This is a genomic window from Variovorax sp. PAMC26660 (assembly GCF_014302995.1).
In the GTDB taxonomy this organism is placed as follows: domain Bacteria; phylum Pseudomonadota; class Gammaproteobacteria; order Burkholderiales; family Burkholderiaceae_C; genus Variovorax.
The window spans coordinates 5,503,853-5,518,782 of the sequence record NZ_CP060295.1 but is presented as its reverse complement, the minus strand read 5'-3'; the positions used below and the strand labels follow the sequence as shown (position 1 = coordinate 5,518,782).

General features: G+C 66.8%; 14 protein-coding genes. 3 read left to right on the top strand and 11 right to left on the bottom strand.

Features of this window, described 5'->3' with window-relative positions; all coding sequences use genetic code 11:
* Positions 1-152: 152 nt before the first annotated feature.
* Positions 153-1,496 (bottom strand): dicarboxylate/amino acid:cation symporter, encoded by a 1,344-nt coding sequence (locus tag H7F35_RS25990; protein ID WP_187109427.1) that lies wholly within the window; start codon positions 1,494-1,496, stop codon positions 153-155.
* 123 nt (positions 1,497-1,619) lie between these two features.
* Entirely contained in the window at positions 1,620-2,357 is a 738-nt protein-coding gene (gene phbB / locus H7F35_RS25985) for an acetoacetyl-CoA reductase (protein ID WP_187109426.1), read from the bottom strand.
* A 195-nt stretch (positions 2,358-2,552) separates the two neighbouring features.
* On the opposite strand from phbB, the gene H7F35_RS25980 reads away from it, so the two are divergent.
* Together H7F35_RS25980 and H7F35_RS25975 are read left to right on the top strand one after the other, a co-directional pair.
* The gene (locus H7F35_RS25980; RefSeq protein WP_187109425.1) at positions 2,553-3,200 is read left to right on the top strand and encodes a DJ-1/PfpI family protein; all 648 of its coding nucleotides are present in this window, start codon (positions 2,553-2,555) and stop codon (positions 3,198-3,200) included.
* Positions 3,197-3,727 (top strand): CinA family protein, encoded by a 531-nt coding sequence (locus H7F35_RS25975; RefSeq protein ID WP_187109424.1) that lies wholly within the window; start codon positions 3,197-3,199, stop codon positions 3,725-3,727. Before H7F35_RS25980 ends, H7F35_RS25975 begins: the two co-directional genes overlap by 4 nt.
* On the opposite strand, the gene H7F35_RS25970 is transcribed toward H7F35_RS25975, so the two are convergent.
* From H7F35_RS25970 to H7F35_RS25930, 9 genes are all read right to left on the bottom strand, one after another.
* Positions 3,714-4,379, bottom strand: coding sequence for a DUF2894 domain-containing protein (locus H7F35_RS25970; protein ID WP_261803351.1), 666 nt, complete (start codon positions 4,377-4,379; stop codon positions 3,714-3,716). The two genes, H7F35_RS25975 and H7F35_RS25970, sit on opposite strands and share 14 nt — an antisense overlap.
* 31 nt (positions 4,380-4,410) lie before the next feature.
* Positions 4,411-5,058, bottom strand: a complete 648-nt coding sequence (locus H7F35_RS25965) for an OmpA family protein (RefSeq protein WP_187109423.1) — start codon at positions 5,056-5,058, stop codon at positions 4,411-4,413.
* Positions 5,058-7,844 carry a DUF802 domain-containing protein gene (locus H7F35_RS25960; RefSeq protein ID WP_187109422.1) on the bottom strand — a complete coding sequence of 929 codons (2,787 nt, stop codon included), beginning with the start codon at positions 7,842-7,844 and terminating at the stop codon, positions 5,058-5,060. The genes H7F35_RS25965 and H7F35_RS25960 overlap by 1 nt, the downstream gene beginning before the upstream one ends.
* Before the next feature lie 10 nt (positions 7,845-7,854).
* Entirely contained in the window at positions 7,855-8,610 is a 756-nt protein-coding gene (locus H7F35_RS25955; protein ID WP_187109421.1) for a DUF3348 domain-containing protein, read from the bottom strand.
* Between the two features lie 142 nt (positions 8,611-8,752).
* Positions 8,753-9,763, bottom strand: coding sequence for a tripartite tricarboxylate transporter substrate-binding protein (locus H7F35_RS25950; RefSeq protein ID WP_187109420.1), 1,011 nt, complete (start codon positions 9,761-9,763; stop codon positions 8,753-8,755).
* Between the two features lie 44 nt (positions 9,764-9,807).
* Complete coding sequence (locus H7F35_RS25945) at positions 9,808-10,677, bottom strand: HpcH/HpaI aldolase/citrate lyase family protein (RefSeq protein ID WP_187109419.1); 870 nt, start codon at positions 10,675-10,677, stop codon at positions 9,808-9,810.
* Entirely contained in the window at positions 10,674-11,855 is a 1,182-nt protein-coding gene (locus H7F35_RS25940) for a CaiB/BaiF CoA transferase family protein (RefSeq protein ID WP_187109418.1), read from the bottom strand. The genes H7F35_RS25945 and H7F35_RS25940 overlap by 4 nt, the downstream gene beginning before the upstream one ends.
* Positions 11,856-11,868: 13 nt before the next feature.
* Positions 11,869-12,777, bottom strand: a complete 909-nt coding sequence (locus H7F35_RS25935; RefSeq protein WP_187109417.1) for a MaoC family dehydratase N-terminal domain-containing protein — start codon at positions 12,775-12,777, stop codon at positions 11,869-11,871.
* 7 nt (positions 12,778-12,784) lie between these two features.
* Entirely contained in the window at positions 12,785-13,789 is a 1,005-nt protein-coding gene (locus tag H7F35_RS25930; protein ID WP_187109416.1) for a tripartite tricarboxylate transporter substrate binding protein, read from the bottom strand.
* Positions 13,790-13,913: 124 nt separating this feature from the next.
* On the opposite strand from H7F35_RS25930, the gene H7F35_RS25925 reads away from it, so the two are divergent.
* Positions 13,914-14,825 (top strand): LysR family transcriptional regulator, encoded by a 912-nt coding sequence (locus tag H7F35_RS25925; protein WP_187109415.1) that lies wholly within the window; start codon positions 13,914-13,916, stop codon positions 14,823-14,825.
* The last annotated feature ends 105 nt before the right edge of the window (positions 14,826-14,930 follow it).

Genomic DNA, 14,930 nt, shown 5'->3' with positions numbered 1-14,930 from the left:
AGTGCTCTGATAACGCTCACGTCGATACGGGGCTCTTTTTCGCGAAATAAAGGAGGAGCGAAGCGGGGGACATTCGCGAAAAAGAGCACCGTGTCGGCGTGAGCGCGCCCTGAACAGCAGCGCCCCGCCTTCAAACAACGAACGCAGTAATCCTAGGTAGACATCTTCCCAGCGCGCGCCCCCTCAAGAACCTCGGGCTCCTGCGCCTCGACCCAGGTCTCGTTGTTGAGCCCGGCCTGCAGCCGGTTCTCGTCCAGCTCGTTGGTCCACTTGGCGACCACGATGGTGGCCACGCCGTTGCCGATCAGGTTGGTCAGCGCGCGCGCCTCCGACATGAAACGGTCGATGCCCAAGATGAGCGCCAGCCCCGCCACCGGCACATGCCCCACCGCCGACAGCGTGGCGGCCAGCACGATGAAGCCGCTGCCCGTGACGCCCGCCGCGCCCTTCGAGGTCAGCAGCAACACGGCCAGCAGCGTGATCTCCTGCACCAGCGTCATCGGCGTGTTGGTGGCCTGCGCGATGAACACAGCCGCCATCGTCAGATAGATCGAGGTACCGTCGAGGTTGAACGAGTAGCCCGTCGGGATCACCAGACCCACGCAGGTCTTGTTCGCGCCCAGGTTCTCCATCTTTTCCATCATGCGCGGCAGCACCGATTCGCTCGACGACGTGCCCAGCACGATCAGCAGTTCTTCCTTGATGTACTTGATGAACTTCCAGATGCTGAAGCCGTGAAAGCGCGCAATGAGCCCCAGCACCACGAAGATGAACAACAGGCAGGTCAGGTAGAACGTGCCCATCAGCTTGCCCAGCGAGAACAGGCTGCCCACGCCGTACTTGCCGATGGTGAAGGCCATCGCGCCGAAGGCACCGATGGGCGCCAGCTTCATGATGTAGTTGACGATGCCGAAGAGCACGTGCGAGCCCTTCTCGATCACGTCGAACACCAGCGTGCCACGGCCACCGAACTTGTGCAGCGCAAAGCCGAACAGCACCGCGATCAACAGCACCTGCAGGATCTCGCCCTTGGCGAAGGCATCGACCAGCGTGTTGGGAATGATGTTCAGGATGAAGTCGACCGTGCCCGTCATCTTGCCGGGGCCGGTGTACGAGGCCAGCGCCTTGGTATCGAGCGTGGTCGGGTCGATGTTCATGCCCGCGCCGGGCTTGAGCACATTGACCAGCACCAGCCCGACCAGCAGCGCGATGCTGCTGACGACCTCGAAGTACAGCAGCGCAAGACCCCCGGTCTTGCCCACCTTCTTCATGTCTTCCATGCCGGCGATGCCGACCACGACCGTGCAGAAGATGATCGGCGCAATGATCATCTTGATGAGCTTGATGAAGCCGTCGCCCAGCGGCTTCATGGCCTCCCCGACCGTGGGATAGAAGTGGCCCAGCAGCACGCCGATGACCACCGCGGTGATCACCTGCACGTAAAGGGAGCGGTACAGAGGGAGCTTTTTGGTGGGTGTACTTGTTGTGTTTTCCATGGTGCCTCCGAAGGGTTCGGAACTGTAGGGTGCGACTGGTCGATTTTTCATTCGTACAAGCCACATCCGCGAACAAAAAAACCCGCCGAAGCGGGTTTTTTAATCAGGTGCAGGTCAGCATGCTCAGTGCATGTGAAGGCCGCCGTTGACCGAGAAGTCGGCCCCCGTCGAGTAGCCGCCTTCGTCGGTCGCCAGCCACGCGATGATCGAGGCGATTTCGCTCGGCTCGCCCAGTCGCTTCACTGGAATGGTGGCCACGATCTTGTCGAGCACTTCCTGGCGGATGGCCTTGACCATGTCGGTGCCGATGTAGCCCGGGCTCACGGTGTTGACCGTGACGCCCTTGGCCGCCAGCTCCTGCGCCAGCGCCATCGTGAAGCCGTGCATGCCGGCCTTGGCCGCCGAGTAGTTGGTCTGGCCCGCCTGGCCCTTGGCACCGTTGACCGAGCTGATGTTGATGATGCGGCCCCAGCCCTTCTCGACCATGTCGCCCACCACTTGCTTGGTGACGTTGAACATGCTGTTGAGGTTGGTCTCGATCACCGCGCTCCAGTCCTCGGGCGTCATCTTGAGGAACATCCGGTCGCGCGTGATGCCGGCGTTGTTGACCAGCACGTCGATGGCGCCGTGGGCCGCCTTGGCGGCGGAAAAGGCTTCGACGGTGGATTGCCAGTCGCCGACATTGCCGACGGAGGCGTGGAACTCGAAGCCTTCGGCTTTCTGTTCGGCGAGCCACTTGGCGTGGTCGCGCGTAGGACCGCAACCGGCGATCACGGTGAATCCGTCCTTGTGCAGACGTTGGCAGATGGCTGTTCCGATGCCACCCATGCCTCCGGTGACATATGCAACTTTCTTGCTCATGAAATTTCCTTGATGTGTACGTAGCAAAAGCCTGAACGGCCGCCTTCACTCTAGCCATTTTCACGCCATCGAACTCTGAGGAAAACACTGAGCCAAGCTTGCAACCAGCTGTCACGAAGACGTGGCGTGGCACCCGCCTCTATGCTTGCGCCTGTACGCGCTTGCACAGACCTCACCACCAAGGAGTTCAAAAGTATGAATTTCGGGATCATCGTATTTCCCGATGTCGAGGAACTCGACTTCGTCGGCCCCTGGGAAATGCTCACCATGTGGAGCAAGCTGGCGGCGGGGCCCGCCAACTGCCTGATCGTCGCCCAGAAGCGCGAGCCGGTGGTCTGCGCCAAGGGCTTGTCCATCAACCCGCACGTGTCTTTCGCCGACTGCCCGCCGCTCGATTACCTGCTGGTGCCGGGCGGCATGGGCACGCGCCGCGAAGTCGACAACCCCGAGATGGTGCGCTTTCTGGCCGCGCAAGCCCCCGGCTGCAAGGCGTTGCTGTCGGTCTGCACCGGTGCCTTCGTGCTGCATGCGGCCGGCCTGCTTTCGGGCAAGACCGCGACCACGCACTGGGGATCGCTCGATCGCCTGCGCGCGCTGGGCGACGTGAAGGTGGTCGAGCAGCGCTTCGTGCAGGATGGCGATGTCTGGACATCGGCCGGCGTGTCGGCGGGCACCGACCTGATGCTGGCCTTCATTGCCCACACCGCCGGCGAGGAAGCGGCCGCGAAGGTGCAGTTGCAGGCCGAGTACTACCCGGCGGACACGATCTACGGCAGCACGGCCAGCCATGAACGGGCGCCGGCCTACCTGCGGCGGCCCGCCAAGCGCCCCGGAACGCCATGACCGCTGCGCCTGACCTCGAACCGCTTGCCGTGCTCGCCGCCCGCATCGGCGCCACGCTGCGCGAGCGGCGCCAGACGGAGGCGGTCGCCGAGTCGTCGGCCGGCGGCCTCGTGTCGGCGGCGCTGCTCGCCATACCGGGCGCGTCGGCGTTCTTCCTGGGCGGCGCGGTCGTTTATTCGCGGCGCGCCGGCAAAGCCTTGCTGGGGCTCACCCGCGAGGACATGACCGGCATGCGCGGCGAAACCGAGCCTTACGCGAGGTTCATCGCCGCAAGGATGCGCGACAGCCATCGCGCGACATGGGGCATCTGCGAAAGCGGCGCGGCCGGACCGTCGGGCAGCCCGTACGGCGATGCGCCGGGGCATGTGTGCGTGGCCGTCGCCGGTGCAGTCACGGCCAGCCGGACCATCGAAACGGGCGACACGGATCGCCCGGCGAACATGGAAGTGTTCGCGCGGCAGTTGCTCAGGCTGTTCGACGAGACGCTGCAGGCCCCCGAGGCCGCCGCCAGCATCAACCAGCCTTAGCGCGCCCTGTCGTCTTCTTTGCGCTCTCGGCGCGCGTGGTACTGGCACCTGCCGAAGCAGCGCCAGCGCTGTTCACCTGATCGACCCAAAGCAAGGTGTCGACATACGCCATGAACCGGTTGAGGTATTCCGGCGACAGGTCGCGCATCAGCGTGAGCGACCGGTGCACGAGGTGGTGCGAGTTGAGCGGGCCGGCGTTCTCCGGCACCTTCGCCAGCGACTGCGTCACCCGCCGCTCGGCGCTGAGCCTCGACCACGTGTTCCTGAAATACCTGAGCGTCTTCTGTTCGCCGGAGGGCGCAAGGCTGGCCACCGCATCGCCGGGCGCCGGGCCGTCCCCATGGGCCGACACGCGGCCGATGTGATCGACGAGTTCCGCGAGCGCCCCGCGTTGCGGCTGGGCTTCCTGCCGCGCAGCGGCTTCCGATGGTGCCGCGGCGCCGTCAAGGCCCTCAGCCCTTGCAACACCTTCGCCATACGCCACGAGCAAGCGGGCCAGCTTGTCATCCAGGATGCGCCGCGCATCGCCTTGCTGGGCCACCGTGCGCCGGGCCAGCGCCTCGATGAAACGAAAGCGCACCGGGTCGACGCGGTGATCGCCACGCGCGCGCCATGCGTCGAGCATCGCACCGGGGTCCATGTTCTCAGCCATGGACGCCGTGCCGGTTGTGCCTGCGTCGTCGTTACTCACGGGGCTTCTGTGCGGCGCTCGACGGCCGGGGCGTCGGCGCCATCTCCACGCGCCGGTTGCGGGATCGTCCGTCTGCATCCGCATTCGACGCCACCGCCTGCTCGGCGCCGAAGGCCGCGGCGAATATCGAGGACGACGGCAGCCCCTCTTCGATCAATGCCCGCGTCACCGTCAGCGCGCGCTGGGCCGACAGCTCCCAGTTGTCGGCGAACTGGCGGTTGCCGCCGCGCACCTGCCGGTCGTCAGTGAAGCCGCTCACCATCAGGATCTCGTCGCGGGACTGGAGGTAGGCGGTCAGCGGCGCGGACAGGCTCTTGAGCAACTGGCGGCCTTCGGGCTGCAGCTCGGCCGAGTTCAGGGCAAACAGCACGTTGCCGCTGATGCCGATGCGCCCGTTGTTCAGCGTCACCCGGCCCGCGGCGAGCGGCCCTGCCAGGGCCTGCTCCAGCGTCTGCAGCCGCTTCGCCTCGATCTGCCGCTGCTTGACCTCGGCTTCGAGCTTGTTCGCCAGTTCAAGCTGCATGCCGATCACGCACACCAGGATCAGCACGAAGGCGCCCAGCAGACCCGCCATCAGGTCGCCGAAGACGGCCCACACGGGGACCGTCGGCTCGACGCCTGCGTCGATGTCCTCGGTCATCACGCTTCGCTGCCCGCCGCGATCCGCTGGCTGGCCATTTGCTGCAGGTCTTCCACGATCTGCTTTTGCGACATGATGCTCAGGTCGATCACTTCCCTCGCCTGCGCCACGTAGTAGGCCAGTTGCTCGTCACTGCGCGCGATGGACTTGCCCAGCGTGCCTTCGATGCGCTGCAGGTGCGCGCCCAGCTTGTCGTTCGATTCGGTGAAGAGCTGCACGGCGAAACCGAAGGCCTCGCCCAGGCTCGCCACCTCGACGGCGCTGCCGGTGATCTGCGCGGCGACCTCGGCCATCTTTCCGGTTTCTGCATCGACCTTGTCCGTGAAGCGCGTGCCCACGCGGTCCAGCAGGTCCGCCGATGCAGTCACCAGCGCGTCGATGGCAGTGCGCTGTTCGGTGGAGGCATGGTTCACCGCATTGAGCAGGGTCTCCAGCGTGCCCAGGATGCGGCTGCGCTCTTCCAGCATCGTGTTGTCGCGCGCCATGCTGTCGGTCAGCTTCTGGCGCAGCTCGCCGATCACTTCGGCAGCGGCCCGTGGCGCTTCCGATGCGGCCTGCATGAGCTGGCCGATTTCGGCGATCGTGCTCTTGGCGCTGGCTTCCGTCTGGGCGGAGATCTCGCGGGCGGTTTCCGCGAGCGTCTTGCAGATCTCCTGTTGCTGGTTCTCGCTGCGAACGCCGGCCTGCTGCCATTCCTGCTGCAGCGACACGGCCATCGCTTCGAGCGACTGGGTCCAGGCTGCAAGCCGTTCCTGGTCGCGCGACGCCATTTCCGTCTGCAGGTCGGTGTGGGCCTGGCCCACCGTCTGCAGCAGCGACACCGAGCGCTGCTCGAAGTCGGTTTGCTTCCCGCGCAGCTCGGCGATCATTTCCGCCGCGGCGCGCGGTGCTTCCGAGGCGGCCTGCATGAGCTGCCCTATCTCGGCGATCGTGCTCTTCGCATGTGCGTCCGCCTGAGCCGAGATCTGGCTGGCGGTCTCGGCGAGCGTCCTGCAGATTTCCTGCTGCTGGTTCTCGCCGCGCACGCCGGCCTGCTGCCATTCCTGCTGCAGCGATGTGGCCATGGCTTCGAGCGTCTGGGTCCAGGCAGCGAGCCGTTGCTGGTCGCGCGATGCCATTTCCGTCTGCAGGTCGGTGTGGGCCTGGCCCACCGTCTGCAGCAGCGACACCGAGCGCTGCTCGAAGTCGGCCTGCTTCCCGCGCAGCTCGGCGATCACTTCGGCTGCCGCGCGCGGCGCTTCCGACGCAGCCTGCACGAGCTGGCCGATCTCGGCGATCGTGTTTTTCGCGTGTGTTTCGGTCTGGGCTGTGATTTCCCGGGCGGTTTCGGCGAGCGTCTTGCAGATTTCCTGCTGCTGGTTCTCGTTGCGCGCGCCGGCCTGCTGCCATTCCTGTTGCAGCGACACAGCCATCGCTTCGAGCGACTGGGTCCAGACCGCGAGCCGTTGCTGGTCGCGCGACGCCATCTCCGTCTGCAGGTCGGTGTGGGCCTGACCGACCGTGTGCAGCAGCGACGCCGAGTGCTGCTCGAAGGTGGCCGAAGCGGCAGTCAGGGCACGGTGCGTATCACCCGACAGGGTCTCGCTCACGCGCTCGTGTTGCGCCAAGGCGTTGCGCCAGTTGTCCGACATGCTGCCGACCGTGGCTTCGAGACGGGTGGAGACGTTGTCCACCAGCGAGGCCGAGCGCTGCTCGAAGGTCTCGGCGAACTGGCCGAGCGAGTTGCGCAGGTCTTTCGACACTTCCTCGCTTGCGCGCCGATGCCCGTCAAGCGCGCTCTTCCAGATGTCGGCCACGGTGGCGGTGCTGGCCTCGAAGCGGGTCGACAGCCCGTCCAGTTGCCGCTGCACGCTGTGCCCGACGGTGTCGTGCAACGCAGCCGTCTCGCGTGCGATGCCGGCCATGGTCGCTTCAACGACCGGCTGGATCGTCGCACCGGCGATGCGGGCACCTTCGGTCAGGCTCTGCTTGAGCGAGTGATCGACGGAAGTGGCCAGGCTGGCGTATGCCGCTTCGGCCTTGCCGTGGAAGTTGTCCTGGCTGGAGATCAGCCGCTCGTTCAGTGCGTGGTTCTGCTGTGCCATCGCTTCCATCATGAGCTGCAGCCGGTCGACCAGCGCGGGCATCGCCTGGCCCTGGGCCTGCAGCAGCTTGAAGGACTCTTCGCGCTGATGCGCCAGCGAGAAGACGCGCAAGGTGGTCGCGATCCGCGTGTCGAGCAACTGCGCGGTCTGCAGCCTGTCGCGCCGGCACAAGGCGGACACAAGGCCCAGCATCGCGGACGCGGCCACACCAGCCAGCGAGGTGCCGAACGCCACGCCCAGGCCCTTGACCGGGGCGGCCAGCGAGGCGCGCATGGCCTGCAGGTCCGTCGCGTGCTCCAGCGCCGAGCCGGTGCCGTTCAGCGTGACGACCATGCCGAGGAAGGTGCCCAGCATCCCCAGCAGCACCAGCAGCCCTGCGAGGTACGGCGTCAGGGCCGGACCGGGCAAGCCGACACGCTCACCCTCGACGCGCAGGCGCACCGCGTTGCGCAGCGAAGGATGCAACTGGTCGAGCCATTGGCCCAGGCTCGTCGGAGGCTGGGGCATGTCCGTCACCGCATGCGACAGGGTGGCGGTGGCCTGCTGAAAGCGATGCAGTTCCAGCGCACCCATCAGGTAGAACGCGCCGATGAGCAGCGTGATCAACAGCGCCAGCGGGTTGGAGCCGATGTACCCGACGGCGACCCAGCACACGGCGGCCAAGCCTACGAAAAATGCGGCGTAGTGAAGAAATCTTTTCATGGAGGTCTGGTTAACTGGTGCGCAGGGCTTCAAGCAGCCCTTCGACCGGTTGCAATCGAATATCGAGTTCTGCGAGCAGCACGTCTTGCATGTGTTTGCAAAAAACGTTCAGCCACTCGGTGGACGGGGCTTCGCTGTCGGGCTCGTCCACAGCTTGTGTGTCGTCCGGCGTCGGCTGGGCGGCCTGGCGCAGGCGCTCGAAATGCTTTCCAAGCAGCACGGGCACGGTCGCCAGCAAGCGGCGCTCCTGTGCCGCGAGCGCCTGTTCCATGACGACATCGACGGCGGCGAGCCGGGCCATGGTGGGTGATCTGACCGCCAAGGTGGCCCGCACGCGCGCGCGCAAGGGGGCGATGCGCGTTTCCATGGCCTGCTGCCGGGTGAGGTAGCGCCGACGATAAGGAGCGAAAGTGGGTGCGGAGTCCACGGGCGTGTCGCCGGTGGGTGCGGCGGCCGCATGCGGGTTGCCCCGCTTCTTGACGACCGTGGGCGCGCTGTCTTCGGCGATGGCCTGTGTCAATGCGGCGCGCACGCGGGTGAATTCGTTTTCTTCGGCGCTGCCGGACGCACGTGCACTGGACTGCACGGCCGCCGGACTGCCGTCCAGCGCCGCGGACAGCGAAATGGCGTCGGTCCAGCCGAACCATTGGCTCAATCGGTCCGCAGTGCCTTGTCTGGATTCGCGGACGTCGATGTCGGTCAGTCGAGAAAGGAGGCGAACGAGCGTCGAGCCGTGAAAAACTGTGCGCTGTGAAGCTTGCGCCATACCGCCCGAACGAAAAACTCGGCAGTCTACACTGGCGAAACGCGGCCGGGCCTCACCCCTGCTCAGCAGAAGTAACCTTGCGTGACATCCTGCCGGGCACCGGCGCGCGCCTTGATGGCGGCAGCGTCGGCGCCTCCCTGGATCAGTCCGCCTGCACCCCTGCCGCGCGGATCACCTTGCCCCACTTGTCGATCTCGGCCGCGAGGTGCGTGCGCAGCGCTTCGGGCGTGACCTTGTCCATCGGCGCAGCCTCGGTGCTCAGTTCGGCAAAGCGCTTCTTGACCATGTCGTCCTGCAGCGCGGCGCGCAAGGCAATGTTCAGCTTCTCGATCACGGCCGGCGGCGTGCCCTTGGGGGCGTAGATGCCGTGCCACACCTTCACGTCGAAGCCCTTCAAACCCTGCTCGTCGAGCGTCGGGATGTTCGGCATGCTGGACAGCCGTTTGGGCGTGGTCACGCCGAACACCTTCACGCGGTTGCCGTCCTTGATGACTGGCGCGGTCTGCGTGGTCTGGTCGCACAGCAGGTCGACCTGCCCGCCCATGAGGTCGTTGAGTGCGGGGCCAGCGCCCTTGTAGGGAATGGTGGTGAGCTGCACGCCGATCTGATGCATGAACAGCAGGCCGCAAAGCTGCGACACCGCGCCCGTGCCGGCGTTGGCGAGCGTGACCTTGTCCTTGTTGGCTTTCACATAGGCCAGCAGCTCCTGGAAGTTGTTGGCCGGAAAGTCCTTGCGCGAGAGCAGCGTCATCGGCACGTCCATCACCTGGCCGACGTACTCGAAGTCTTTCAGCGGATCGTAGTTGAGCTTCTTGTAGAGCGCCGGCGCAGTGGCCATGCCCATGTGGTGAATCAGGATGGTGTAGCCATTGGGCGCCGCCCTGGCCACGCGCGTGGGCGCGATGGTGCCGCCCGCGCCGACCGTGTTCTCGACAATCACGGTCTGCCCGAGCGACTTGCCCATGGGAATGGCGAGCATGCGCGCCACCACGTCGGTCGGGCCGCCGGCCGAGTACGGCACGACCATGACGATGGGCTTGTCGGGCCACGCAGCCTCCGCCATCGCAGGCGATGGGCCGGCCAGCAGGCATGCTGCGCCCAGCGATGCCGCGAGCAGGCTGCGGACTTTCCAGTTCTTCTTCGTTGCTGTCACTTCGTTGTCTCCTGTGGTTATTGGGAATCTGCGGCCGTCGCGGATCAGGGCGGCGCCTGAGCGTCGAGTGCCAGCAGGCGCTGCGCCAGCCGGACCACGGGCGCATCGACCATGCGTCCGTCGAGGCTGACCACGCCGCCGCCAGCGGACTGGGTCGCGTCGATCACACGGCGAGCCCAGGCCAGCTCCTGGGGGCTGGGGCCGAGCGCGGCGTGCACTGGCGCGACCTGGTCAGGGTGAATGCACAGCTTGGCGCCGAAGCCGCCGCGCCGGGCGCGCGCCGCATCGGCGGCAAGACGCTGCGCGTCGCGCCAATCGGGCGTCACGCCGTCGATGGGCGCGGGCAGGCACGCACGCCGCGAGGCCAGCAGCAGCGCCAGGCGCACGGGCACCAACTCGGTTTCATCCGCATCGCAGGCGAGCCCCAGGTCGGCCTGGAAGTCGAGGTTGCCGAAGGCAAGCCGCAGCACCTGCGGGGCAGCAGCCAGTTCGTTGATCGCCTCCAGACCGGCGGCCGATTCGATCAGCGGCACGAGCACGCCCTGCGGTCCGACGGCTTGCGCCAGTTGCCGCAGATCGGCAACCTGCTCGGCCTTCGGCAGCATGACACCGGCAATGAGCCCCTGCGCCACCAGCTCGCCGACCGCTGCACGGTCGTCGGCGTGCCACGGCGTGCCGCCTGCGTTGATGCGCACCAGCAGCCGCTTGCGGTCCGCCTCGGGCAGCGCGGCGAACGAGACGGCCAGCCCCGCACGGGCCACTGCCTTGCGCTCAGGTGCCACCGCATCTTCAAGATCGACGATGACGCCGCCCGCGCCCGTCGCCAACGCGCGGGCATGGCGCTCGGGCCGGTCGGCCGGCACGAAAAGGAAGGTGCGCGCCAGTGCCAGCGGCGTATCGGCAGCCCCGCTCACACCGCCCTCGCTTCGCGCAGCGCCGCAATGTCCGCATCGCTGCGCCCGAGGCTGCGCAGGATCGTTTCGGTGTGCTCGCCGACCGCCGGCACCGGGTCCATGCGGTAGTCGAAGGCGCTCTGCCGCCCCGCCGGCAGCAAGGCGGGAATGTCGCCGGCCGGCGAGCCCACCTGCCGCCAGCGCTCGCGCGCTTGCAGTTGCGGATGGGCCCAGAGGCCGGCCATGTCGTTCATGCGTGCGTTGGCGATCTGTGCTGCGTCGAGGCGTTCGAGCACCTGCGCGGTGCTCAACGCGCCGAAGGTCTCGACGATCACCGCGCGCAAGGCCTCGCGGTTCTCGTTGCGCCGTGCATTGCTGTCGAAGCGCGCATCGCTTGCGAGCCCAGCCTGCAGCAAGACCTTCTCGCAGAACGCGCGCCACTCGCGCTCGTTCTGCAGGCCTAGCATCACCGTGCCGCCGTCGCCTGCGGGGAACGGCCCGTAGGGATAGATGGTCGCGTGCGACGCAGCGCTGCGCGGCGGCGGCGGCGCGCCGTCGTAGGCGTAGTACATCGGGTAGCCCATCCACTCGGCGAGCGATTCGAGCATCGACACGTCGATGTGCGAGCCCTTGCCGGTCTTGCCGCGCTGGAGCAGCGCCGCCAGGATGCCGGTGTAGGCATACATGCCGGCCGCGATGTCGGCGATGGAGTTGCCCGACTTGCACGGATCGTCCGGCGTGCCCGTGACCGACAGGAAGCCCGCCTCGCTCTGGATCAGCAGGTCATAGGCCTTCTTGTCGCGGTACGGCCCGTCTTCGCCGTAGCCCGAGATGTCGCAGACGATGAGCTTCGGGTGCCTGGCCTGCAGCGCCGCGGCCCCGAGCCCCATGCGCGCCGCTGCGCCCGGTGCGAGGTTCTGCACCAGCACGTCGGCATCGGCCACCAGCTCTTGCAGCACCGCCAGCGCGGCGGGCTGCTTCAGGTCGAGCGTGATGCTTTCCTTGGAGCGGTTCACCCACACGAAGTGCGAGGCTTCGCCGAGCACGCGCCCGTCGTAGGCACGAGCGAAGTCCCCGTCGCCGGGCCGCTCCACCTTGATGACGCGGGCGCCGAGGTCGGCCAGTTGCCGGGTGCAGAACGGTGCCGCGATCGCATGTTCGAGCGACACGACGGTGATGCCATCGAGAGGTCTTGTCATCTGTTTCTTTCCCTCAAGCCAGCACGGCCGTGGCCTGCATCGTGAGCCAGCCATCGGCGTCTTCGCCCCAGAGGCTGAAGGTCTTGCCGTCGCTGCTGCCTTCAGCCGGCTTGCCGTGCACGCGGAACGGCGCAATGTCGAAGGTCGGGCGCACGGCGCGGAACTCGAAGCGCGCAAGCTGCGCGCCCGGCAGGTTGCGGCGCAGCAGGTCGACCAGCAAGGTCGCGATCAGCGGGCCGTGCACGATCAAGCCCGGATAGCCCTCGACCTGCGTCACGTAGCGACGGTCGTAGTGGATGCGGTGGCCGTTGAAGGTCAGCGCCGAATAGCGGAACAGCAGCACGTCGTCGGGGACGATGTTGCGGCTGAAGGTGGCGTCCTTTGGGGCCGGCGTCGGCGGTGGCGCTTTCTCACCCGGTTCGGCAGCGGCGCGGTAAACGATGTCGTGCTCTTCGGTCAGCGCCAGTCCTCTCGCATTGCGCACTTCATGGCGCACCAGCACGAACACCAGCTCGCCGCTGCGGCCTGCCTTGTGGGTGACCGACACGATGGTCGATGTGCGCTCGATCTTGTCGCCCACCTGCAGCGGATTGCCCGATTCCCAGCTCAGGCGCCCGCCGGCCCACATGCGGCGCGGCAGCGGCACGGGCGGCAGAAAACCGCCGCGCTTCGCATGGCCGTCGTCGCCAATCTCCGACTGGCGGTGGTGCGGCAGGAAATAGAGCCAGTGCCACAACGCAGGCAGATGCGTGCCGGCCACGGGCAGCGCGTCGTCGCGGTCGAGCGTGGCCGAGAGCGCGCGCACGGGCGCAGCGGTGATGTCGTCGACCAGCGTTTCGCTGCGGCCCTGCCAGGCTTGCAGCTTCGCAAGGGCGTCGCTGTCGATCAGCGGGGAAGATTTATCAGGATGGGTGTTGCTCATGGGTTCTTCAATCGACCGCAGCACCGGAGGCCTTGACGATGCGTGCCCACTTGGCAAGGTCGTCCTGCAGCAGTTTCGAAAATTGTTCGGGTGAGGTGGGCGGCGCGATCTCGACGCCCTGCTGGTCGAGCTTGTCGCGCAGGTCCTTCGCGGCGAGTGCCTTGCGCGTTGCCTCCTGCAGCGTGGCCAGCACATCGGGCGGCACGCCGGCAGGCGCGAACAGGCCGATCCACAGCGTGCCGTTGTAGCCCGGCACCGCTTCGGCGATGGTGGGAACGTCGGGCAGCACCGGCGAGCGCCTGTCGCCGCTCACGGCCAGCGCGCGCAGCTTGCCGGCCTTGATGTGCGAGAGCGCCGAAGGCAGGCTCGCGAAAACGATCGGAAGTTGCCCGCCCAGCACGTCGTTGAGCGCGGGCGCCACGCCCTTGTAGGGCACATGCTGCAGCGAGATGCCGGCCATGCTGTTGAGCATTTCGCCCAGCAGGTGGTTGAGCGTGCCGTTGCCGGCCGAGGCGTACTGGTAGTTGGCGCCCTTCTGCCGCGCGAGCTTCAGGAACTCGTTGAAGTCTTTCGCCGGAAAAGAAGGGTTGACCAGCAGCACGTTGGGCACCGCGCCGATCAGGCCCACCGGCTTGAAGTCCTTCACCGGGTCGAAGCCCGGGTTCTTGTAGAGCGCCGGGTTGATCGCCTGGCTGCTGCTGATCGTCATGAGCAGCGTGTAGCCGTCCTTCGGCCCCTTGGCGACGAGCTGCGTGCCGATGTTGCCGCCGGCACCGGGCCGGTTGTCGACCACCACGCTCGCGTTGTTCAGCACCTCGCCCAGCTTCTGGCCGACGAGGCGCCCGACGATGTCGTTGGTGCCGCCGGCCGCCTGCGGCACGATGAGCGTGACCGGGCGGGATGGGTAGGGCTCAGCGCTCGCCGGGCCCGCGTGGACAAGAGTGGCTGCGGCGGCGAACGCCAGCAGTGCGAATGCGCGAAAGCGCGTGTTGGCAGAGCAGCGGACTTTCAATCCGTTGCTTGCTGGTTTGTGTTGTGTCTCCATGCCCGCATGGTCGTGCGCCCTCCCCGCGCGCGCAATCTGCGATTTCGGAAGCCAGTCTTCTGAAATCCCGAAGGCTTGGCTACCATCGCCCATGCTTTTCGACTTGACCGACCTGCGCCTTTTCGTTGCCACCGCCGAGTTGGGCAACCTCACCCGCGCGGCCGAGCGCCAGCATCTGTCGCTGGCAGCGGCCAGCGCGCGCATCAAGGCGCTCGAAACGCAGGCCGGCCTGCAATTGCTGCAGCGCGAGGCCCGCGGCGTGCGCCTGCTTCCGCCGGGAGAAGCCTTTCTGCATCACGCACGGCTGGTGCTGCGCCAGACCGAGCAACTGCGCGCCGACCTGCTCGAATACGGCGGCGGCCTGCGCGGCCACCTGCGCGTGTTCGCCAACACCACGGCCGTGACCGACTTCCTGCCCGAGATCCTGCCGGGCTTTCTGGCGCACAACCCGCGCATCAACGTCGACCTTCAGGAAAAACCGAATGCTCAGATTCCGCGCGGCGTGCTCGACGGCCGCGCCGACATCGGCATCGTGGCCGGCCGCGTCGACACGCTCGGGCTGGAGGCCATCCACTTCAGCACCGACCGGCTGGTGCTCGTCACCTCGGGCCAGCACCGCTTCGCGAAGCGGCGCGAGATTTCATTCGCGGAAACGCTGGACGAAGACGCCATCGGCATGCAGCAGGGCAGCACGCTGCAGGCCTTCCTGGCGCAGATCACCGACAACCTCGGCAAGCGGCAGAAGCTGCGCATCCAGCTCGGCAGCTTCGACGCGATGTGCCGAATGATCGGCAGCGGCGTGGGTATTGGCGTGGTGCCCGAGTCGGCCGCGCGGCGCAACCAGGAAAGCATGCAACTGGCGCTGATCGAACTCAGCGACGCATGGTGCGTGCGGGAGCGGTATCTGCTAGTGCGGGACCGGGCGGCGCTGCCGATCTATGCGCAGGCGCTGGTCGAGACGCTGTGCCGGCACTACGCGGGGCAGCAGACCGAATCTGCCTGAGCGCCGCCGCGAGGCCGGAAAAACAGCCACTTGCGGCCGAGTTGTGAACAAGACCGCACCATCCCCATTTTCCGTGGACAACTTTGGGGGTAACTCAGGAGGAGC